We start from the raw sequence: 21016 nt of genomic DNA, 5'->3' as shown, positions 1-21016 counted from the left end.
TCAAGCTTGGATACAATGCTGCGCTCGGATCTGTCGGCGGCCCGCATCATGGCGAGCAACGCGCGGCCGGATCGCAATTTGGAGAACTCTCATGCGTAAACTCTGCCTGGCCATGACCGTGGCCGGCCTGCTCGCCAGCGGCGCCGCGATGGCGCAATCCACCCTGCGTATCGGCCTGCAGGACGATCCCGATGTGCTCGACCCCGCGCGGGCCCGTACTTTCGTCGGCCGTATCGTTTTCGCCTCGCTTTGCGACAAGCTGGTCGAGATTACGCCCGACCTGAAGATCATCCCCCAATTGGCGGTGTCCTGGTCCACCAGCGCCGACGGCAAGACGCTGACGATGAAGCTGCGCAAGGGCGCCGTCTACCACGACGGCACGCCCATCGACGCCGCGTCGGTCAAGGCCAACCTGGATCGCGCCCGCACGCTGCCCGACAGCAACCGCAAGAGCGAGCTCGTCACGCTGGCCAGCGTGGACGCGCCCGATGCGGAAACCGTCGTGCTGCACCTGACCGAGCCCGACGCGTCCTTGCTCTCGCAGCTTTCCGATCGCGCCGGAATGATGATTTCGCCGGCCTCTTTCGACAAGGATCCCGGCAGCAAGCCGGTGTGTTCGGGCCCGTACAAGTTCAAGGAGCGCGTGCAGAACGACCGCATCGTGCTGGAGAAATTCCCGCAGTACTGGGATGCCGCGGATTATCACTTCGACCGGGTCATCTTCACGCCTATCCCGGACGCCACGGTACGCGTCAATAACCTGCGCGCCGGCGATCTGAACATCATCGAACGCGTCGCACCGTCCGACGCCAAGGCGGTCAAGGACGATCCCAACCTGCGCCTGGCCCCGGTTACGGGCCTGGGCTACCAATCGTTCTCCTTCAACCTGGGCAACGGCGCGCGGGCGAACAATCCCTTCGCCAAGGACAAGCGCGTGCGCGAGGCCCTGGACCTGGCCATCGACCGCGACGCCATCAACCAGGTCGTGGGCGAGGGCATGTTCCAGCCGGCCTACCAGCCTTTCCCCCCGGCCAGCTTCGCCTACGACAAGCGTTTCGAGCGCAGCGGCCGGGATCCCAAGAAGGCGCAGGCGCTGCTCAAGCAGGCCGGCTTCGACCGGGTCAAGCTGGAGATCACCTTCGGCAACAACACCACCATGCAGCAGGTCTACGAGCTGATCCAGGCCATGGGCGCCGAGGCCGGCTTCGACATCAGCCTGCGTCCGGTCGAGTTCGCCGCCCTGCAATCCGCGCTGGCGCGCGGCGATTTCGAGGCGGGGCAGAGCGGCTGGTCCGGCCGGGTCGATCCCAGCGGCAACATCTACCAGTACGTGTCGACCAAGGGCAGCCTGAATGACGGCAAATTCAGCAATGCGGAGGCCGACAAGCTGCTCAACGAGGCGCGCGCCGAGCCGGACGAAAGCAAGCGCAAGGCACTGTATGGGAAGGTCATGGAAATCATGCATGACGAGGATCCCATCGTCTATCTGTTCTATCTGCCGTGGACCTTCGGCGTGCAGAAGAAGGTGCAGGGCTTCGTGCCCTATCCGGACGGACTCATCCGCCTGAAGGGCGTGACGATGGCCGCCAAGTGATGTGAGCGCGTCCGTCCGCGGGCCTGGGCCGGCGGGCGGCCGGGAGATCGACATGATGTTCACCACCCGCCCGGAAATCCTGGGCACCTTCGGCGTCGTCACCTCGACGCACTGGCTGGCGACCGCCGCCGGCATGGCCATGCTGGAGCGCGGCGGCAACGCCTTCGACGCCTGCGTCGCCACCGCCTTCGTCCTGCAGGTAGTCGAGCCGCATCTGGTGGGGCCGGCTGGCGAAGTTCCCATCGTCTTCCATTCGACCACGACCGGCCGGACGGAAGTGCTCTGCGGCCAGGGCACGACGCCCGCCGCCGCGACGCTGGATCGGTTCCGCGCCGAAGGACTGGACCTGATACCGGGCAACGGCCTGCTGCCGGCCGTCGTCCCCGGCTCCTTCGACGCCTGGATGCTGCTGCTGCGCGACCATGGCACCATGCGCTTGCGCGATGTCCTGGAACCGGCCATTTACTATGCCGAAAGCGGACATGCCCTGATGCCGCGCATTTCCAACACCATCGCCGGCCTGAAGGACTTCTTCGAGCAGCACTGGCCCAGCACGGCGGAAATCTACGTGCCCAACGGCAGCGTGCCCCAGGCCCGCAAGCTGTTCCGCAATCCGCGCCTGGCGCGGACCTGGCAGCGCGTGCTGCGAGAGGCGGAGTCGGCGGGCGCCGATCGCCAACGGCAGATCGAGGCCGCCCGCGACGCCTTCTATCGCGGCTTCGTCGCAGAAGCGATAGACCGCTTCGTCCGCCACCCCTGCATGGACGAAAGCGGCACGCCGCACGCCGGCGTCCTGCGCGCGGAAGACCTGGCGGCCTGGTCGGCCAGCTACGAAGTCCCGCGGACCTACGACTACGAGCGCTACACCGTCGCCAAGGCCGATGCCTGGAGCCAGGGGCCGGTGTTCCTGCAGACCTTGGCACTGCTCAAGGGCGCCGGGCTGGAGGCCATGGGCCCATCCAGCCCGGAGTTCGTCCATTGCCTGACCGAGGCGATGAAGCTGGCCTTCGCCGACCGCGAGATCTATTACGGCGATCCGGCTTTCGTCGATGTCCCCGTGGCGGACCTGTTGTCCGAGGCCTACAACGGACCGCGCCGCGCGCTGATCGGCGAGCGGGCGTCGCACGAGCTGCGTCCCGGCGTGCTGCCCGGCTACGAGGACCAGCACGCCCGCATGATGGATGTCCTGCGGCGCCTGTCCCGCATCACCCAGGCGGGCGCCGCCACCAACGAGCCCACCATGGCCGACATGCGCGCGTCCGCGCCGGTGAAGCGCGGCGACACCACCCACGTGGACGTGATCGACCGCTGGGGCAATATGGTCTCGGCCACGCCCTCCGGCGGCTGGTTCCAGTCCTCGCCGGTGATCCCGGAGCTGGGCTTCGGGCTGACCACGCGGGCGCAGATGTTCTGGCTGGAGCCCGGCCTGCCCGGCAGCCTGGCGCCCCGCAAGCGGCCCCGCACGACGCTGACGCCCTCGCTGGCCCTGCGCGACGGCCGTCCTTATATGGTGTTCGGCACGCCCGGCGGGGACCAGCAGGAGCAATGGCAGTTGCAGTTGTTCCTGCGCCACGTCCACCATGGCCTGAACCTGCAGGAAGCCATCGACCAGCCCATGTCGCACACCATGCACTTTCCCAGTTCTTTCTATCCCCGCGACCGCAAGCCGGGCCACCTGGCGGTAGAGGCGTCCTTCGGCAAGGAAACCATCGCCGCCCTGCGGGGGCGCGGGCACGAGATCGAGGAAGTGCCCGCGTGGTCGGTGGGACGGCTGACGGCGGCGTCCCGGGACGACGACGGCCTCCTGCATGCCGCGGCCACGCCGCGCCTGATGCAGGCCTATGCCGCGGGACGCTGAGCCCGCGCAAGGCGAAACTTCTGGCGGGTGCGCCCCGGGGTGGCGGGCCCGCCGGGCGCGTTCCCTGTATTCGATGGCCGCCGCGCCCGCCATTGCCTGGCGCGCCCTGTCCCGATATTCTTGCCACCGGGCCAGGCAAAAGGGGACGCAAGCCTGCCGCGGCGTGTTCCCCATGTTGTATGGACCCAACAAAGCCCCGGCCCAAAGCCGTGGTTTTGCGGCACGACCATAGCCAGTCCCCCGGATTTTTGATGCAATAGCGTCAACTTCCCTTCGCGGAGTTAGGGGGGCGGCAGGCTGGTGTGCTGGATTGCTGCTCTTGTCACTCAAATCAACGGAGATTTCTTAAATGAAAAAGACTCTGCTCGCTGCCGCCCTGCTCGCCGGTTTCGCCGGTGTGGCCCAGGCAGAAACGTCCGTGACCCTGTACGGGATCCTGGACACTGGTATCGGTTACCAGAACGTGCGTGGCGTCGACGGTATCGACAAGCAGTCGAAGTTTGGCATGCTGACCGGCGTGCAAAACGGTTCCCGCTGGGGTCTGCGTGGTTCGGAAGATCTGGGTGACGGTCTGCGCGCGGTGTTCACGATCGAATCGGGCTTCAACTCCGGCGACGGCAACTCCGCTCAAGGCGGCCGCCTGTTCGGTCGTCAAGCCACCATCGGTCTGGCCAGCAACAGCTGGGGCCAACTGGACTTCGGCCGTCAGACCAACATCGCTTCCAAGTTCTTCGGTTCGATCGACCCGTTCGCTGAAGGCTTCGGTCTGGCCAACATCGGTACCGTGTTCAGCTCGTCCAACACGACGCGCTACGACAACATGGTCCTGTATCAATCGCCCGTGTTCGGCGGCTTCCAGGTTGGCGCTGGCTACTCGTTCAACATCGACGACACGAACGCTGCCAACACCAGCTTCCAGACGAACGAAAACCAGCGTGGCATCACGACCGGTCTGCGTTACGTCAACGGCCCGCTGAACCTGGCCGCTGGCTATGACCAGATCAACCGCGCCAGCGACGTCGCTGACAATCCCACGACCGGTACGGGCGACCGTATTCGTTCCTGGTTGATCGGCGGCGCGTACGACTTCGAAGTCGTCAAGGTGTCGGCTGCCTACGGCCAAACCAAGGGTGGCTGGATCCAAGCGACCTCGCTGACCGGCCTGTTCACCAGCGGTTCGCCCACGCTGAACACCTCCACCGCTCCTGGCAGCGTCCTGCCGACCAACGTCTACAGCGACGACTTCAAGTCGCAGCAGTGGATGCTGGGCGTGAGCGCCCCGATCGGCGGCGCGACGAGCGTCTTCGGTTCGTGGCAGCGTGCCAACGTCAAGGACAGCAGCCTGTACACCACGGGCAACGCGTTCGCTGGCGAAGACAGCAACATGAACGTCTACTCGCTGGGCGTGACGTACGATCTGTCGAAGCGCACCAACCTGTACGCTCTGGGTTCGTACACGAACAACTACGGCTTCATCGATGGCCTGAAGAGCACGCTGGTCGGTGTCGGTATCCGTCACCGCTTCTAAGCAACACCGATGCCGGGGCGATTCGTCGCCCCGCATCGAAATGCGTTTCGCCTGACCGGGGTCCGCTCCGGTGCGGCGTGAGCATACGAGGCGTCGCGATTCCGTCGCGACGATTCTTGAAGCCACCCTCCGGGGTGGCTTTTTTGTTTTCAGGTTTCCCCGGCGCGTCGGCGCTGCGGTCTACGGCAGGGCAGGGCAGGGGGATGGCCGAAGCGTGGCCCTGGACCGGTGTGGGACCCGCCGCCTGGCCGGCCGGCGCGCGGCCGGCTTGCGCCTTGTTGAGGGTCCGGATTCCCCGTGTTTGCGGGCTTTTTTGTTTTGTTTTTTGCTTTTTGCTATCGTTGCGGTCTTGCGCGCGGCTCCATAAGTCCGCCCTCCGGGCGGCGTGACGGAATGCACCGTCCGGGCAGCGCCCATACCTCTCCTGGGACTACAGAGTTCAGCGGGAAGTAACGGCGCAAATGCTACAATCCTAAGGTTTGAGCATTACACGGACGCGCCCAAATGAACCTGCAACAGTATTTTCCCGTTCTGCTATTCATCATTGTGGCGACGGCGATCGGTTTCGCGTTGATCACGGCAGGCTCGCTGCTCGGTCCGCGGCGCCCTTATGCGGAAAAGCTCTCCGCCTATGAATGCGGCTTCGAGGCATTCGAAGACGCGCGCATGAAGTTCGACGTGCGCTATTACCTCGTCGCCATCCTTTTCATCCTGTTCGACCTCGAGATCGCATTCCTGTTTCCGTGGGCCATCGCCCATGGCGCCGTCGGTCTGGTCGGCTTCTGGACCGTGATGATCTTCCTCGCGGTCCTGACGGTGGGTTTCATCTACGAATGGAAGAAAGGCGCGCTCGATTGGGAATGAGATCTACCGTCTCGTCTCCCATCCACGCCACCAGAGATCAAAATGGCTATTGAAGAAGGCATCCACAAGCAAGGCTTCATCACCACGAGCGCCGACAAGTTCATCAATTGGGCCAAGACGGGTTCGATGTGGCCGATGACGTTCGGGCTGGCCTGTTGCGCGGTGGAAATGATGCACGCCGGCGCGGCGCGCTACGACCTGGACCAGTTCGGCATCATCTTCCGTCCCAGTCCCCGGCAGTCCGACCTGATGATCGTCGCCGGCACGCTGTGCAACAAGATGGCGCCGGCGCTGCGCAAGGTGTACGACCAGATGCCGGAGCCGCGCTGGGTCGTGTCGATGGGTTCGTGCGCCAACGGCGGCGGGTACTACCACTATTCGTATTCCGTAGTGCGCGGCTGCGACCGCATCGTTCCCGTGGACGTCTACGTGCCGGGCTGTCCGCCCACCGCCGAAGCGCTGGTCTACGGTCTGCTGCAGATGCAGAACAAGATTCGCCTGACCAACACCATCGCCCGCTGACCCGGCGCTCGTCCGCATCGCGTGTCACGGCTTACCTAATCGTTGAAGATGATGACCAGGCTCGAAACCCTGAAAACCAACCTGCATGCCGCGTTCGGTGAAACGATCGCGTTGACCGAGGCGCTGGGTGAATTGACGCTGGAAGTGCCGGCGGCCCAGTGGATCTCGGCGTGCAACCGGCTGCGTACCGACGCGGCCCTGCAATTCGAAACCTGTATCGACCTGTGCGGCGTGGATTACCTGACCTGGGGCAACGGCACGCGCCCGCAGGCCGACGAACGCGCCGCCTCGCGCAGCCAGCGCGGCCGCTACGCGGTGGTGATCCATCTGTTGTCGATCGAGCACAACTGGCGCCTGCGCGTGCGCACCTGGGCGCCGGACGACGACTTTCCCATGGTGGCTTCGCTTATCGAGTGCTGGCCCGCCGTGGGCTGGTACGAGCGCGAAGCCTTCGACCTCTACGGCATCGTCTTCGAAGGCCATCCGGACCTGCGCCGCATCCTGACCGACTACGGTTTCATCGGACATCCCTTCCGCAAGGATTTCCCGCTGTCGGGCAATGTGGAAATGCGCTACGACCCCGAACAGCGCCGCGTCATCTACCAGCCGGTCACCATCGATCCGCGTGAGATCACGCCGCGCGTCGTGCGCGAAGACACCTACGGAGCCGGTCGCTGATCATGGCTGAAATCAAGAACTACACCCTGAACTTCGGTCCCCAGCACCCGGCCGCGCACGGCGTGCTGCGCCTGGTGCTCGAACTGGATGGCGAAGTCATCCAGCGCGCCGACCCGCATATCGGCCTGCTGCACCGCGCCACCGAAAAACTGGCCGAACACAAGACCTTCATCCAGGCGCTGCCCTATATGGACCGCCTGGACTACGTGTCCATGATGTGCAACGAGCACGCCTATGTCATGGCCATCGAGAAACTGCTGGGCATCGAGCCTCCGCTGCGCGCCCAGTACATCCGCGTCATGTTCGACGAAATCACGCGGATCCTCAATCACCTGATGTCGCTGGGCTCGCACGCCCTGGACGTCGGCGCCATGGCCGTCTTCCTGTACGCCTTCCGCGAACGCGAAGACCTGATGGACTGCTACGAGGCGGTCTCCGGCGCGCGCATGCACGCCGCCTACTATCGCCCGGGCGGCGTCTACCGCGACCTGCCGGATTCCATGCCGCAGTACGGCGAACCCAGCAAGTACCGAAGCGAAAGGGAAGTGCGCGCGATGAACGACGCGCGCTCCGGCTCGCTGCTGGACTTCATCGAGGACTTCACCAACCGCTTCCCGGCCTGCGTGGACGAATACGAAACGCTGCTGACGGACAACCGGATCTGGAAGCAGCGGCTGGTGGGGATCGGCGTGGTGTCGCCCGAGCGCGCCAAGGCGCTGGGCTTCACCGGCCCCATGCTGCGCGGTTCCGGCGTGGCCTGGGACCTGCGCAAGACGCAGCCCTACGAGGTCTACGACCTGGTGGACTTCGACGTGCCGGTCGGCGTCAACGGCGACTGCTACGACCGCTACCTGGTCCGCGTCGCCGAGCTGCGCCAAAGCAACCGCATCATCCGCCAATGCGTGGAATGGCTGCGGAATAACCCCGGCCCGGTGATGATCGATAACCACAAGGTCGCGCCGCCCAAGCGTGCCGCCATGAAAACCAACATGGAAGAGCTGATCCATCACTTCAAGCTCTTCACCGAAGGTTTCCATGTGCCGCCCGGCGAGGCCTATGCGTCTGTCGAACACCCCAAGGGCGAGTTCGGCATCTACCTGGTATCCGATGGCGCCAACAAGCCGTATCGCCTGAAGATCCGCGCGCCGGGCTTCCCGCATCTGCAGTCGCTGGACGAAATGACCCGCGGCCACATGATCGCCGACGCCGTGACCGTCATCGGCACGCAGGACATCGTGTTCGGCGAAATCGACCGCTAGGGAACGCCGCACGACCTCGAAGAAGACCCGTAGGGGCCTCTCGCATATTCCGGATTCAAACTATGCTGCTTTCCGAACAGGCTTACCAGAAAATCGACCGGGAGCTCACGAAGTTCCCGGGCGACCAGAAGCAGTCGGCCATCATGGCCGCGCTGGCCATCGCGCAGGACGAGAAAGGCTGGCTGTCGACCGAAATCATCGAAGACGTCGCCACCTATCTGGGCGTGCCGCCCATCGCGGTCCAGGAAGTGGCCACCTTCTACAACATGTTCAATGTGGAGCAGACCGGCAAGCACAAGATCTCGGTCTGTACCAATCTGCCGTGCGCGCTGCGCGATGGTGAAAAGGCGGGCGACTACCTGAAGCGCAAGCTGGGCGTCGACTACCGCGGCACCACCGCCGACGGCATGTTCACCCTGATCGAAGGCGAATGCATGGGCGCCTGCGGCGACTCGCCGGTGCTGCTGGTGAACAACAAGCATATGTGCGTACGCATGACCGAAGCGCGGCTGGACGAGCTGATCGACGGCCTGCGCGCGCAAGGAGAAACGGCATGAACGCGCCGGACCTGTATCGCCAGTTCGCCCAGGGGCTGGATCCCAACCCCCTGCGGGACCTGTCGCAGTCGATGTGCCTGCACGGACGCCATATCCAGCCGCAGATCCTGGCCGACCTGGACGGCGCCAACTGGCGCCTGGAAGACTACGTCAAGCGCGGCGGCTACGAAGCGCTGCGCAAGATCCTGACCACCGGCATGAAGCCGGAAGACGTCATCGCCGAGGTCAAGGCCTCCGGCCTGCGCGGCCGCGGCGGCGCGGGCTTCCCGACCGGCCTGAAGTGGAGCTTCATGCCGCGTACCTTCCCGGGCCAGAAGTACCTGGTGTGCAATTCCGACGAAGGCGAGCCCGGCACGTTCAAGGATCGCGACATCCTGCGCTTCAATCCGCACATCGTGATCGAAGGCATGGCCATCGCCGCGTACGCCATGGGCATTTCCGTGGGCTACAACTATATCCACGGCGAAATCTTCGAGGTGTACGAACGCTTCGAGGAAGCCCTGGAAGAAGCGCGCGCCGCCGGTTTCCTGGGCGACAGGATCCTGGGCTCGGAATTCAGCTTCCAGCTGCATGCCTTCCACGGCTACGGCGCCTATATCTGCGGAGAAGAAACCGCGCTGCTGGAATCGCTGGAAGGCAAGAAGGGCCAGCCGCGCTTCAAGCCGCCGTTCCCCGCCAGCTTCGGCCTGTACGGCAAGCCCACCACCATCAACAATACCGAGACCTTCGCGGCGGTGCCCTGGATCATCCGCAACAGCGGCCAGCAGTACCTGGAGGTCGGCAAGCCCAACAACGGCGGCACCAAGATCTTCTCGATCACCGGCGACGTCGAACGTCCCGGCAATTACGAGATTCCGATGGGCACGCCGTTTTCCAAGCTGCTGGAACTGGCCGGCGGCATGCGCGGCGGCCGCAAGCTGAAGGCGGTGATCCCCGGCGGGTCCAGTGCCCCGGTGCTGCCCGCCAGCATCATGATGGACACCACCATGGACTACGACGCCATCGCCAAGGCGGGCTCCATGCTGGGTTCCGGCGCGGTCATCGTCATGGACGAAACCCGCTGCATGGTGAAGTCGCTGCTGCGCCTCTCTTATTTCTATTTCGAGGAAAGCTGCGGCCAATGCACGCCGTGCCGCGAAGGCACGGGCTGGCTGTATCGCATGGTGAACCGCATCGAGCACGGCCATGGCCGTCCCGAAGACCTGGATCTGCTCGACAGCGTGGCGGGCAACATCATGGGTCGCACCATCTGTGCCCTGGGCGACGCCGCCGCGATGCCCGTGCGCGGTTTCCTGAAGCATTTCCACGACGAATTCGCGTACCACGTCGAGCACAAGAAGTGCGTGGTCCCGCACTATCTGTAGGTCCAGGAACAGACAATGGTTGAACTAACCGTCGACGGCAACAAGGTAGAAGTGCCCGAAGGCAGCATGGTCATGCATGCGGCCCAGAAGCTCGGGCAATACGTGCCGCATTTCTGCTACCACAAGAAGCTTTCCATCGCCGCCAATTGCCGCATGTGCCTGGTCGAGGTCGAAAAAGCGCCCAAGGCGCTGCCGGCCTGCGCCACGCCCGTCACCAACGGCATGGTGGTGTTCACCAACTCGGAAAAAGCCAAGGCCGCCCAGAAGTCGGTCATGGAATTCCTGTTGATCAACCATCCCCTGGATTGCCCCATCTGCGACCAGGGCGGCGAATGCCAGCTGCAGGACCTGGCCGTCGGCTACGGCGGCTCGGCCTCGCGCTATCACGAAGAAAAGCGCGTGGTCTTCCACAAGGACCTGGGCCCGCTGGTGTCGGCCGAGGAAATGAGCCGCTGCATCCACTGCACGCGCTGTGTCCGCTTCGGCCAGGAAATCGCCGGCGTCATGGAGCTGGGCATGATCAACCGGGGCGAACACTCCGAGATCACGTCCTTCGTCGGCCGCTCGGTGGAATCCGAGCTTTCCGGCAACATGATCGACCTGTGCCCGGTCGGCGCGCTCACGTCCAAGCCCTTCCGCTACAGCGCCCGCACCTGGGAGCTGGCGCGCCGCCGCGCGGTCAGCCCGCACGACAGCCTGGGCGCCAACCTGGTGGTGCAGGTCAAGGGCGACAAGGTCATGCGCGTGGTGCCCTTCGAAAACGAAGCGCTGAACGAATGCTGGCTGAGCGACCGCGACCGCTTTTCCTATGAAGGCCTGAACGCCGACGACCGCCTGGCCGCGCCCATGATCAAGGGCGCCGATGGCGAATGGCGCGAAGCCTCCTGGGCCGATGCGCTGCAAGCCGTCGCGCAGGGGCTGAGCCGCGTGCGCGATAACTTCGGCGGCGGGCAGATCGGCGCCCTGGCCGCCGAATATGCCACCACAGAGGAATACGCGCTGCTCGGCCGCCTGGTGCGCGCGCTGGGTTCCGAGAACATCGATTTCCGCCTGCGCCAGACCGATCCCGCCTTCGGTGCCGCGCTGGAAGGCGCCCCCTGGCTGGGCATGCCCGTGGCGGACCTGGATACGCTGGACCGCGTCCTGGTCGTCGGTTCCGTGCTGCGCAAGGATCATCCCTTGATGGCGCAGCGCCTGCGCCAGGCCGCCAAGCGCGGCACGCAGGTGCTGCTGGTCGACAGCCTGGCGGACGATCCGCTCATGCCCGTCGCCGGCCGCCTGACCGTGGCGCCGTCGGCGCTGCCGCGCGCCCTGGCCGAAGTGGCCGTGGCGCTGGCCCAGGCCAAGGGGCAGGACGTTCCCGCCGACTTCGCCGCCGTCACGCCGGGCGAGCAGGCCAAGCTGATCGCGGCCAGCCTGGCATCGGGCAGCCAGGCCGCCGTGCTGCTGGGCAATATGGCGGTTGCCTCGCCGCAGGCCTCCGTCATCGCCGCCAACGCGCAGGCCATCGCCACGATGGCCGGCGCCCGGCTGGGCTTCCTGACCTCGGGCGGCAATACGGTGGGCGGTTATCTGGCCGGCGCCGTGCCGGGCAAGGGCGGCAAGACCGCCGCCGCCATGCTGGCCGATCCCCTGAAGGCGTACATCGTGCTGCACGCCGAACCGCTGCTGGACGCGGACAACGGCCCGCAGGCCGTGGCCGCGCTGCGCGACGCGCAGTTCGCCGTGGCGCTGACGCCGTACCGTTCGGCGGCCCAGGAATGGGCCAACGTCATGCTGCCGGTGGCGCCGTTCACCGAAACCTCCGGCACCTTCGTCAATGCCCAGGGCCTGGCGCAGAGCTTCAAGGGCACGGTGGTGCCGTTCGGCCAGACCCGTCCCGCCTGGAAGGTCCTGCGGGTGCTGGGCAACGTGCTGCAGCTGTCGGGCTTTGAGGACGAAACCTCCGAATCCGTGCGTGACAGCGTGCTGTCCGGCGGACTGGAAGGCCGCCTGTCCAACCGCATCAATGCCGCGCCCGGGCTGGGCGCCGCGTCGGGCGGGCTGGAACGCGTGGCCGACGTGCCGATCTACCGCACGGATGCCATCGTGCGCCGCGCCGAATCGCTGCAGGCCGCGCCGGCTTCGCGGGCGCCGGCCGCGCGCATGAATGGCCAGACCCTGGCCAGCCTGGGCCTGACCGCCGGCATCAAGGTGCGGGTGCGTACCGCCACCGGCGCGGTCGAACTCGAAACGGTGCAGGACGACACGGTTGCCGACCGTGCCGTGCGTGTCGCCGCCGGCTTCGAACAAACGGCTGCCCTGGGCGGCGCATTCGGTGAAATCAGCGTGGAGCGTGCCTGATGGAATGGCTCAATATTCTGGAAAGCCACGGGCAGGCCTTGCTGGGCCCGACCCCCTGGCTGGTGGTCTGGACGATCGTCAAGATCGTCGTCATCGCGGTGCCCATCATTCTTTGCGTGGCCTACCTGACGTACTGGGAACGCAAGATGATCGGCTTCATGCATGTCCGCCTGGGGCCCAACCGCGTGGGCTTCCGCGGGCTGCTGCAGCCGTTCGCCGACGTGTTCAAGCTGCTGACCAAGGAAGTGGTCGTGCCCACCGCGGCCAACCGCATCCTGTTCGTCCTGGCGCCGGTGGTGACGCTGATGCCCGCGCTGGCCGCCTGGGCCGTGGTGCCGTTCGGACCGCAGGTCGTGCTGGCCAACGTCAACGCCGGGCTGCTGTACGTCATGGCGATCACTTCGGTGGGCGTGTATGGCGTCATCGTGGCGGGCTGGGCGTCCAACTCCAAGTACGCTTTCCTGGGCGCGCTGCGCGCCTCCGCCCAGATGGTCTCCTATGAACTGGCGATCGGCTTCGTGCTGGTGACGGTGCTGCTGGTGTCGGGCAGCCTGAACATGAGCGACATCGTGCTGGGACAGACCCGGGGCTGGTTCGCCGACCACCGCCTGACCTTCCTGTCCTGGAACTGGCTGCCGCTGCTGCCGCTGTTCGTCATCTACGTGGTGTCGGCCGTGGCGGAAACCAACCGCCATCCCTTCGACGTGGTGGAAGGCGAATCGGAAATCGTGGCGGGCCACATGGTCGAGTATTCGGGCATGGCCTTCGCGCTGTTCTTCCTGGGCGAGTACGCCAACATGATCCTGTTGTCGGCGCTGGCGTCCATCATGTTCCTGGGCGGCTGGACTTCGCCCATCGACGTGGCGCCGCTGACCTGGATCCCCGGCTGGATCTGGCTGGGTCTCAAGACGTTCTTCGTAGTGTCCCTGTTCGTGTGGTTCCGGGCGTCGTTCCCGCGGTATCGCTACGACCAGATCATGCGCCTGGGCTGGAAGATCTTCATTCCGCTGACCGGCGTGTGGCTGCTCGTCGTGGCGATCTGGATGCAGACGCCCTGGAATATTTGGCGCTAGCGATAGGCAAAAGGCAGGATATGGAAGCGATCAAGGATTTCTTCGGCAGCCTCTTGCTGTCCGAACTGCTCAAGGGCATGCGCCTGACGGGCAAGTATTTCTTCAAGCGCAAGGTCACCTTGCGCTACCCCCACGAGAAAACGCCGGCCTCGCCGCGCTTCCGCGGGCTGCACGCGCTGCGCCGCTACCCCAATGGGGAAGAGCGCTGCATCGCCTGCAAACTGTGCGAAGCCGTGTGCCCGGCCCTGGCCATCACCATCGAGTCCGAAGTGCGCGATGACGGCAGCCGCCGCACCACGCGCTACGACATCGACCTGACCAAGTGCATCTTCTGCGGTTTCTGCGAAGAAAGCTGTCCCGTGGACTCCATCGTGGAAACGCATATCCACGAGTACCACGGCGAAAAGCGCGGCGACCTGTACTTCACGAAGGACATGCTGCTGGCGGTGGGCGACCGCTACGAGGCGGAAATCGCCCAACGCCGCGCCGCCGACGCGCCCTACCGTTGATGCCGGGTACGACTCCATGACTTTCACCACCGTTCTGTTCTACATACTGGCCATCGTCCTCGTGGTGGCGGCCTTTCGTGTCATCACGGCGCGCAGTCCCGTCACCGCGGTGCTGCACCTGATCCTGGCGTTCTTCAACGCGGCCATGCTGTGGATCCTGCTGGGCGCGGAGTTCCTCGGACTGCTGCTGGTACTGGTCTACGTCGGCGCCGTCATGGTGCTGTTCCTCTTCGTCGTGATGATGCTGGACATCCGCATGACGACGTTGCGCCATGGCTTGCGGACCTACCTGCCGCTGGGCCTGGTCATCGGGCTGGTCCTGGTGCTGGAGATCTCCTTCGTGCTGGGCTCCACCTGGTTCGACGCCGGCGCGCCGGCAGCCGTGGCGGGCGACTACAACAACGCCCGGGCGCTGGGCGCGATCATGTACACGCAATACGTGTACGCGGTCGAGGTCGGCGCCGTGCTGCTCCTGGTCGGCATGGTGTCGGCGATCGCGCTGACCCTGCGCCGCCGCCGCGACGTCAAGTACAACAACCCGTCGGAAGCCGTGCGCGTGCGCGCCAAGGACCGCTTCCGCATGGTGAGCATGCCGGCGCAGAGCGAGCGTGCCCAGGCCCGGACCGCCGCGGCCGTTCCGTCCCAAGGAGAACAGAAGTGACGCTGACGCTGGCCCATTACCTGATACTGGGGGCGATTCTTTTCGCCATCGGCATCTTCGGCATCTTCCTGAACCGCCGCAATCTGATCATTCTGCTGATGTCCATCGAGCTCGTGCTGCTGGCCGTCAACATGAATTTCGTGGCTTTCTCGAGCTGGTCCGGCGACGCCGCCGGACAGGTCTTCGTGTTCTTCATCCTGACCGTCGCCGCCGCCGAAGCCGCGATCGGCCTGGCCATTCTGGTGCTGCTGTTCCGCAACCTGAACACGATCAACGTCGACGAACTCGATCGCCTGAAGGGCTGACGGAGTCCAGGAATAACAATGTCTAGCTCTCCCAACCTTTACCTGCTCATCGCGCTGGCGCCTTTGGCCGGCGCCATCCTGGCCGGCCTGTTCGGCACCGGATTCCTCGGCAAGCCGATCGGCCGGCGCGGCGCGCACCTGATCACCATCCTGGGCGTGCTGATCTCCACGATCGGCTCCTTCGTGGTGCTCGGCGATGTCCTTGGCGGCCACACCTACGACGGCAATGTCTATACCTGGAGCCTGATCGGCAGCACGCAGCTGAACATCGGCTTCCTGATCGACCCGCTGTCGGCCATGATGATGGTCGTGGTGACCAGCGTGTCGCTGATGGTGCATATCTACACCATCGGCTACATGGCGGACGATCCCGGCTACCAGCGTTTCTTCGCGTATATCTCGCTGTTCACCTTTTCCATGCTGATGCTGGTCATGTCCAATAACATGGTCCAGCTGTTCTTCGGCTGGGAGGCGGTGGGCCTGGTGTCGTACCTGCTGATCGGCTTCTGGTACACGCGCCCGACGGCGATCTTCGCCAACATGAAGGCCTTCCTGATCAACCGGGTGGGCGACTTCGGCTTCGTGCTCGGCATCGGCCTGCTGTTCGCCTACGTGGGCTCCATGCAGTACGCCGATGTGTTCAGCCAGGCCGACAAGCTGGCCGGCATGAGCTTTCCCGGCGGCGACTGGAAGCTGCTTACCGTGGCCTGCATCTGCCTGTTCATCGGCGCCATGGGCAAATCGGCCCAGGTTCCGCTGCACGCCTGGCTGCCCGACTCGATGGAAGGCCCGACGCCGATTTCCGCGCTGATCCACGCGGCGACCATGGTGACGGCCGGCATCTTCATGGTGGCCCGCTTCTCGCCGTTGTTCGAACACTCCGACACCGCGCTGTCCTTCATCATCGTGATCGGCGCCATCGGCGCGCTGTTCCTGGGCATCCTGGGCATCATCCAGAACGACATCAAGCGCGTGGTGGCGTATTCCACGCTGTCGCAGCTGGGCTACATGACGGTGGCGCTGGGCGCGTCGGCCTACCAGGTGGCGATCTTCCACCTGATGACGCACGCGTTCTTCAAGGCGCTGCTGTTCCTGGGCGCGGGCTCCGTCATCATCGGCATGCACCACGACCAGGACATCCGCAACATGGGCGGCCTGCGCAAGTACATGCCCATCACGTGGATCACCTTCCTGATCGGCACCCTGGCCCTGGTCGGCACGCCGTTCTTCTCGGGCTTCTACTCGAAGGAACACATCATCGAGGCCGCGGGCGCGTCCGAAGTGTGGGGCGCGGGCTTCGCCCATTTCGCCACGCTGATCGGCGTGTTCGTGACCTCGCTGTATTCCTTCCGGGTGTACTTCCTGGTGTTCCACGGCAAGGAGCGCTTCGATACGCACGGGCACGGCCACGCGCATCATGACGACAGCCTCGGCGACAGCCACGGCGCCGAAGCCCAGGTGCACGGCACCGCGGACAGCCACGGCCACGACGACCATGGCCACGGCGGTCCTCCGCACGAGTCGCCGTGGGTGGTGACGCTGCCGCTGGTCGTGCTGGCGATCCCGTCGGTCATCATCGGCGCGCTGGTCATCGACCCCATGCTGTTCGGCAAGTTCTTCCAGGGCGCCATTACCGTCCTGCCCGAGCACCCGGCCATGCATGAACTGGCCGAGGAATGGCACGGCTGGGTCGCCTTCGGCCTGCATGCCTTCACGACCAGCGCCTTCTGGCTGGTGGTGGCGGGTGCCGTGGTGGCCTGGTACTGCTACCTGATCAACCCGAAGGTGCCGGCCGCCATCAAGCGCAGCCTGTCCGGCGTCAACGCCATCCTCGAAAACAAGTACTACGTGGACTGGTTCAACGAGCAGGTCATCGCCCGTGCCGCCCGCGGCCTGGGCCGTGGCCTGTGGCAGGCCGGCGATCGCGGCGTGATCGACGGGCTGATCAACGGCAGCGCCAAACTGGTGGGCTGGGTGGCGGGCGTCAGCCGCTACCTGCAGTCCGGCTTCATCTATCACTATGCCTTCGCCATGATCATCGGCATCCTGGCCCTGGTGACTTTCTTCGTGCTGATTCCCCAATAAATGGCTAGCGAGATGGCATCCCATACTTTTCCCTGGCTTACCCTCGCGGTCTTTGTCCCCATCGTCTTCGGTCTGCTGGTGCTCGCCCTGGGCGGGGACAACAAGCGCGGCCTGACGCTGTGGCTTTCGCTGATCGGCGCGGTGGCCGGCCTGCTGGTGACGATTCCGCTGTACACGGGCTTCGACCCATCCACGGCGAACATGCAGTTCGTCGAGAACGTGCCCTGGATCAGCACCTTCAACGTCAACTACCACCTGGGCGTGGACGGCATATCGCTGTGGTTCGTCCTGCTGACGGCCTTCATCACGGTCATCGTGGTGCTGGCGGGCTGGGAAGTGATCACCAGCCGCCTGGCGCAGTACATGGCGGCCTTCCTGATCCTGTCGGGCCTGATGATCGGCGTCTTCGTGGCGCTGGACGGCCTGCTGTTCTACGTGTTCTTCGAGGCCACGCTGATCCCGATGTACATCATCGTGGGCGTGTGGGGCGGCCCCAACCGGGTCTACGCGGCGTTCAAGTTCTTCCTGTACACGCTGCTGGGTTCGCTGCTGACGCTGGTCGCCTTCATCTACCTGTGGAATGCCTCGGGCGGCTCGTTCGACATCCTGCAGTGGCAGCAGCTGAAGCTGGGCATGACGCCGCAGATGCTGGTGTTCTTCGCCATGCTGGCCGCCTTCGCGGTGAAGGTGCCGATGTGGCCGGTCCATACCTGGCTGCCCGATGCCCACGTCGAGGCGCCCACCGGCGGCTCCATCGTGCTGGCCGCCATCATGCTGAAGCTGGGGGCCTACGGCTTCCTGCGGTTTTCGCTGCCCATCGCCCCCGATGCGTCGCACAGCCTGGCCGGCCTGATCATCGCGCTGTCGCTGATCGCCGTGATCTACATCGGGCTGGTGGCCATCGTCCAGGACGACATGAAGAAGCTGGTGGCGTATTCGTCCGTGGCGCACATGGGCTTCGTCACCCTGGGCTTCTTCCTGTTCAACACGGCCGGCGTCGAAGGCGCGATCGTGCAGATGATCTCGCACGGTTTCGTTTCGGGCGCCATGTTCATGTGCATAGGCGTGCTGTACGACCGCGTGCATAGCCGGCGCATCGCCGACTACGGCGGCGTGGTCAACACCATGCCGCGCTTCGTGACCTTTTTCGTGCTGTTCTCCATGGCCAACAGCGGCCTGCCGGCCACCAGCGGCTTCGTCGGCGAGTTCATGGTCATCATGGGCGCCGTGCAGCACAACTTCTGGATCGGCCTGGCCGCGGCCACCGCGCTGATCCTGGGCGCGTCGTACTCGCTGTGGATGGTCAAGCGGGTGGCCTTCGGCGAGATCGCCAACGACCACGTGCGCGAGCTTACCGATATCAACCGCCGCGAGTTCCTGATCCTGGGGCTGATGGCGATCACCGTGCTGTACATGGGGATCTATCCCAAGCCCTTCACCGACGTGATGCATGCGTCGGTCCAGGCCCTGATGCAACACGTCGCCATCTCCAAACTGTAAGCCAAGACAATGATGCACTCCTCACTCGATTTCGCGCTGGCGACACCGGAGATCCTGCTACTGGTCCTGGGCTCGGCCATCCTGCTGATCGACGCGGTCAGCAACCATCCCACGCGCAAGGTCAGTTACCTGCTGACGCTGGGCACGCTGGTGGTCCTGACCGTCATTTCGCTGGTGCAGTGGCACGACGGCGTCAAGGGCAAGGCCTTCGGCGGTCTGTTCGTCGCCGACGACCTGGCGCACCTGCTGAAGGTCGTTTCGTATATCGCGGTGTTCGTCACGCTGGTCTACGGGCGCATCTATTCCCAGTCGCGCGACATGCTGCGCGGGGGCGAACTGTATGTGCTGTCGCTGTTCGGCCTGCTGGGCCAGATGGTGATGATCTCCGCCGGCAACCTGATCTCGGTCTATCTGGGCCTGGAACTGATGTCGCTGTCGCTGTACGCGCTGATCGCGCTGCGCCGCGACGACACCACGGCCACGGAAGCCGCCATGAAGTACTTCGTGCTGGGCGCCCTGGCGTCGGGCTTCCTGCTGTATGGCATGTCCATGATCTACGGTGCGACGGGCCACCTGGACCTGCAGGAAATCGCCGCCGTCATCGGCGCCGGCAAGGCGCAATACCTGCCGCTGGTGCTGGGCGTGGTGTTCATCGTGGCCGGCCTGGCGTTCAAGCTGGGCGCCGCGCCGTTCCACATGTGGGTTCCGGATGTCTACCATGGCGCGCCCACGGCCGTGACGCTGCTGCTGGGCGCCGCGCCCAAGCTGGCGGCGTTCGCGATTACGCTGCGCGTGCTGATCGAGGCCATGCACTCGCTGGCCGCCGACTGGCAGCCCATGCTGCTGATCCTGGCCGTGCTGTCGCTGGCGGTGGGCAACATCACCGCGATCGCGCAGAGCAACTTCAAGCGCATGCTGGCCTATTCGACGATCTCCCACATGGGTTTCGTCCTGCTGGGCCTGGCGGCGGGCGGCGAGTCGCCCGCCGTGGGCTACGGCGCCGCGCTGTTCTACATCGTGACCTACGTGCTGACCACCCTGGGCAGCTTCGGCATGATCCTGCTGCTGGCGCGCGATGGCTTCGAGTGCGACACCATCGACGACCTGAAGGGCTTGAACCGCCGCAGCCCCTGGCACGCCTTCATCGTGCTGGTGCTGATGGTGTCGCTGACCGGCCTGCCGCCCACGGTGGGCTTCTACGCCAAACTGGCCGTGCTGCAGCCCCTGGTGCAGATGGGCCACGTGGGCATCGCCGTGATCGCCGTGATGTTCTCGCTGGTGGGCGCGTTCTACTATCTGCGCGTGGTCAAGGTGGTGTACTTCGACGACCCGGTCGGCGAGGTCCATCCCGTGTCCGCCTCTTATGCCCAGCGCGGCCTGATGTCGCTGAACGGCGTGCTGGTGCTGTTGCTGGGCATCGTGCCGGGCGGCCTGATGGCGGCATGCGTGCGCGCGGTCCAGACCTCGCTGGGCCTGTGATCCCGGGCGTGCAGGACCACTTGTAATCATTGATGCCCGGCGCGGGGAATCCCGCCCGGGCATCGTTTATTCCGGCCCATGAGTCAAACCCTTGCCGTCTGGTTGTTGATCGCGCTGGCCCTGGTCTGCGCGAATCTGCCTTTCCTGAATGAACGCGTCTTCGCGCTGTTCGTCTGGCGCAAGGGCGGCCTGCCCGCGGCCAAGCCGTTCTGGCTGCGCCTGATCGAGCTGCTGGTCTTCTATGCGGTCGTGGGCGCCCTGGGTTTTGCCTTCGAGTCCACCCTGGGCAATCGCTTCCCGCAGGGCTGGCAGTTCTACGTCATCGGCCTGTGCCTGTTCCTGGTGCTGGCCTATCCCGGCTTCGTTATCCGCTACCTGCTCAAGCGGCGCCGCCCGGCACGCCGGGACTGAACCAGGCCGCGTGCAGCCATAGCGCGATCGCCGCCGCGATCGCGATCCACACCAGGACCACGAAAATCGCTCCCGCGCGGCTGCGCGGCTTGGCCAGCCTGCGCGCGGACCACGCCTGGGCGCGTTCGCGGCTTTCCGCGCGGACCGGCGCGGGCAGGGCGCGCATCGTCGCCCATATCAATATCGGCACCAGGACGATGTCGTCCAGCAGCCCCAGCACCGGAATGAAATCCGGGATCAGGTCGATCGGACTCAGGATATAGGCGGCCACCAGGATGGCCAGCGCCTTGGCATACCAGGGCGTGGCCGGGTTGCGCATCGCATACCAAACCGCCATTGCGTCCTGGCGTGTCCGCAGCGCCCACAGGCGCGTGATCTTCAGCCAACCCATCTTCGTCTTCCCTTGCGCCGCCTGATCGCGGCCCC

19 protein-coding genes are annotated in these 21016 nt (G+C 65.1%); 18 read left to right on the top strand and 1 reads right to left on the bottom strand.

The window, feature by feature from the left end:
* Window positions 1–91: 91 nt before the first annotated feature.
* The 18 genes from BAU06_RS18795 to BAU06_RS18710 all read left to right on the top strand — a co-directional run bounded on the left by BAU06_RS18795 (window position 92) and on the right by BAU06_RS18710 (window position 20590).
* Window positions 92–1594: an ABC transporter substrate-binding protein gene (locus tag BAU06_RS18795; RefSeq protein ID WP_066353498.1), complete on the top strand. Its 1503-nt coding sequence runs from the start codon at window positions 92–94 to the stop codon at window positions 1592–1594.
* A gap of 55 nt (window positions 1595–1649) precedes the next feature.
* A complete protein-coding gene (locus BAU06_RS18790) occupies window positions 1650–3452 on the top strand; it encodes a gamma-glutamyltransferase family protein (RefSeq protein ID WP_197509540.1) in 1803 nt (600 codons plus the stop codon).
* A 349-nt stretch (window positions 3453–3801) separates the two neighbouring features.
* On the top strand, window positions 3802–4980 hold the full coding sequence (locus tag BAU06_RS18785) for a porin (protein ID WP_066353496.1): 1179 nt from the start codon (window positions 3802–3804) through the stop codon (window positions 4978–4980).
* Window positions 4981–5484: 504 nt separating this feature from the next.
* Window positions 5485–5844 carry an NADH-quinone oxidoreductase subunit A gene (locus BAU06_RS18780; RefSeq protein WP_066353491.1) on the top strand — a complete coding sequence of 120 codons (360 nt, stop codon included), beginning with the start codon at window positions 5485–5487 and terminating at the stop codon, window positions 5842–5844.
* Window positions 5845–5886: 42 nt separating this feature from the next.
* The gene (locus BAU06_RS18775) at window positions 5887–6366 is read left to right on the top strand and encodes a NuoB/complex I 20 kDa subunit family protein (RefSeq protein WP_066353485.1); all 480 of its coding nucleotides are present in this window, start codon (window positions 5887–5889) and stop codon (window positions 6364–6366) included.
* 48 nt (window positions 6367–6414) lie between these two features.
* Window positions 6415–7044, top strand: coding sequence for an NADH-quinone oxidoreductase subunit C (locus tag BAU06_RS18770; RefSeq protein WP_066353483.1), 630 nt, complete (start codon window positions 6415–6417; stop codon window positions 7042–7044).
* Window positions 7045–7046: 2 nt separating this feature from the next.
* On the top strand, window positions 7047–8303 hold the full coding sequence (locus BAU06_RS18765) for an NADH-quinone oxidoreductase subunit D (RefSeq protein ID WP_066353481.1): 1257 nt from the start codon (window positions 7047–7049) through the stop codon (window positions 8301–8303).
* A gap of 62 nt (window positions 8304–8365) precedes the next feature.
* Entirely contained in the window at window positions 8366–8860 is a 495-nt protein-coding gene (nuoE, locus tag BAU06_RS18760) for an NADH-quinone oxidoreductase subunit NuoE (protein ID WP_066353476.1), read from the top strand.
* A complete protein-coding gene (gene nuoF, locus BAU06_RS18755) occupies window positions 8857–10224 on the top strand; it encodes an NADH-quinone oxidoreductase subunit NuoF (RefSeq protein WP_066353474.1) in 1368 nt (455 codons plus the stop codon). Before nuoE ends, nuoF begins: the two co-directional genes overlap by 4 nt.
* Window positions 10225–10239: 15 nt before the next feature.
* A complete protein-coding gene (gene nuoG / locus BAU06_RS18750; RefSeq protein ID WP_066353471.1) occupies window positions 10240–12567 on the top strand; it encodes an NADH-quinone oxidoreductase subunit NuoG in 2328 nt (775 codons plus the stop codon).
* Window positions 12567–13640: an NADH-quinone oxidoreductase subunit NuoH gene (gene nuoH / locus BAU06_RS18745; RefSeq protein WP_066353469.1), complete on the top strand. Its 1074-nt coding sequence runs from the start codon at window positions 12567–12569 to the stop codon at window positions 13638–13640. Before nuoG ends, nuoH begins: the two co-directional genes overlap by 1 nt.
* 20 nt (window positions 13641–13660) lie before the next feature.
* A complete protein-coding gene (nuoI, locus tag BAU06_RS18740; protein WP_066353468.1) occupies window positions 13661–14149 on the top strand; it encodes an NADH-quinone oxidoreductase subunit NuoI in 489 nt (162 codons plus the stop codon).
* 16 nt (window positions 14150–14165) lie between these two features.
* On the top strand, window positions 14166–14810 hold the full coding sequence (locus BAU06_RS18735) for an NADH-quinone oxidoreductase subunit J (protein ID WP_066353467.1): 645 nt from the start codon (window positions 14166–14168) through the stop codon (window positions 14808–14810).
* Window positions 14807–15115, top strand: coding sequence for an NADH-quinone oxidoreductase subunit NuoK (gene nuoK / locus BAU06_RS18730; RefSeq protein ID WP_066353466.1), 309 nt, complete (start codon window positions 14807–14809; stop codon window positions 15113–15115). The genes BAU06_RS18735 and nuoK overlap by 4 nt, the downstream gene beginning before the upstream one ends.
* An 18-nt stretch (window positions 15116–15133) precedes the next feature.
* Window positions 15134–17200, top strand: a complete 2067-nt coding sequence (nuoL, locus tag BAU06_RS18725) for an NADH-quinone oxidoreductase subunit L (RefSeq protein ID WP_066353460.1) — start codon at window positions 15134–15136, stop codon at window positions 17198–17200.
* 12 nt (window positions 17201–17212) lie between these two features.
* Window positions 17213–18700: an NADH-quinone oxidoreductase subunit M gene (locus BAU06_RS18720; RefSeq protein WP_066353456.1), complete on the top strand. Its 1488-nt coding sequence runs from the start codon at window positions 17213–17215 to the stop codon at window positions 18698–18700.
* 9 nt (window positions 18701–18709) lie between these two features.
* A complete protein-coding gene (nuoN, locus tag BAU06_RS18715) occupies window positions 18710–20179 on the top strand; it encodes an NADH-quinone oxidoreductase subunit NuoN (protein WP_066353455.1) in 1470 nt (489 codons plus the stop codon).
* Window positions 20180–20257: 78 nt separating this feature from the next.
* Window positions 20258–20590, top strand: coding sequence for a DUF2818 family protein (locus tag BAU06_RS18710; RefSeq protein ID WP_066353445.1), 333 nt, complete (start codon window positions 20258–20260; stop codon window positions 20588–20590).
* Here BAU06_RS18710 and BAU06_RS18705 read toward each other — a convergent pair.
* Window positions 20559–20981 (bottom strand): YkvA family protein, encoded by a 423-nt coding sequence (locus tag BAU06_RS18705; RefSeq protein ID WP_066353443.1) that lies wholly within the window; start codon window positions 20979–20981, stop codon window positions 20559–20561. The two genes, BAU06_RS18710 and BAU06_RS18705, sit on opposite strands and share 32 nt — an antisense overlap.
* Between the last annotated feature and the right edge of the window lie 35 nt (window positions 20982–21016).

The organism is Bordetella bronchialis (assembly GCF_001676705.1).
In the GTDB taxonomy this organism is placed as follows: Bacteria; Pseudomonadota; Gammaproteobacteria; order Burkholderiales; family Burkholderiaceae_B; genus Bordetella_C; species Bordetella_C bronchialis.
Note: the sequence above shows the minus strand (reverse complement) of the source record. Positions and strands in the feature narration are given on the sequence as shown.

Coding starts and splice junctions, on each gene's coding strand:
- BAU06_RS18720 (WP_066353456.1), top strand. CDS start 17,213: ATGGCATCCCATACTTTTCCCTGGCTTACCCTCGCGGTCTTTGTCCCC.
- BAU06_RS18780 (WP_066353491.1), top strand. CDS start 5,485: ATGAACCTGCAACAGTATTTTCCCGTTCTGCTATTCATCATTGTGGCG.
- BAU06_RS18735 (WP_066353467.1), top strand. CDS start 14,166: ATGACTTTCACCACCGTTCTGTTCTACATACTGGCCATCGTCCTCGTG.
- BAU06_RS18790 (WP_197509540.1), top strand. CDS start 1,650: ATGTTCACCACCCGCCCGGAAATCCTGGGCACCTTCGGCGTCGTCACC.
- nuoE (WP_066353476.1), top strand. CDS start 8,366: ATGCTGCTTTCCGAACAGGCTTACCAGAAAATCGACCGGGAGCTCACG.
- BAU06_RS18795 (WP_066353498.1), top strand. CDS start 92: ATGCGTAAACTCTGCCTGGCCATGACCGTGGCCGGCCTGCTCGCCAGC.
- BAU06_RS18775 (WP_066353485.1), top strand. CDS start 5,887: ATGGCTATTGAAGAAGGCATCCACAAGCAAGGCTTCATCACCACGAGC.
- nuoI (WP_066353468.1), top strand. CDS start 13,661: ATGGAAGCGATCAAGGATTTCTTCGGCAGCCTCTTGCTGTCCGAACTG.
- nuoN (WP_066353455.1), top strand. CDS start 18,710: ATGATGCACTCCTCACTCGATTTCGCGCTGGCGACACCGGAGATCCTG.
- nuoL (WP_066353460.1), top strand. CDS start 15,134: ATGTCTAGCTCTCCCAACCTTTACCTGCTCATCGCGCTGGCGCCTTTG.
- BAU06_RS18765 (WP_066353481.1), top strand. CDS start 7,047: ATGGCTGAAATCAAGAACTACACCCTGAACTTCGGTCCCCAGCACCCG.
- BAU06_RS18705 (WP_066353443.1), bottom strand. CDS start 20,981: ATGGGTTGGCTGAAGATCACGCGCCTGTGGGCGCTGCGGACACGCCAG.
- nuoH (WP_066353469.1), top strand. CDS start 12,567: ATGGAATGGCTCAATATTCTGGAAAGCCACGGGCAGGCCTTGCTGGGC.
- BAU06_RS18785 (WP_066353496.1), top strand. CDS start 3,802: ATGAAAAAGACTCTGCTCGCTGCCGCCCTGCTCGCCGGTTTCGCCGGT.
- BAU06_RS18770 (WP_066353483.1), top strand. CDS start 6,415: ATGATGACCAGGCTCGAAACCCTGAAAACCAACCTGCATGCCGCGTTC.
- nuoG (WP_066353471.1), top strand. CDS start 10,240: ATGGTTGAACTAACCGTCGACGGCAACAAGGTAGAAGTGCCCGAAGGC.
- BAU06_RS18710 (WP_066353445.1), top strand. CDS start 20,258: ATGAGTCAAACCCTTGCCGTCTGGTTGTTGATCGCGCTGGCCCTGGTC.
- nuoF (WP_066353474.1), top strand. CDS start 8,857: ATGAACGCGCCGGACCTGTATCGCCAGTTCGCCCAGGGGCTGGATCCC.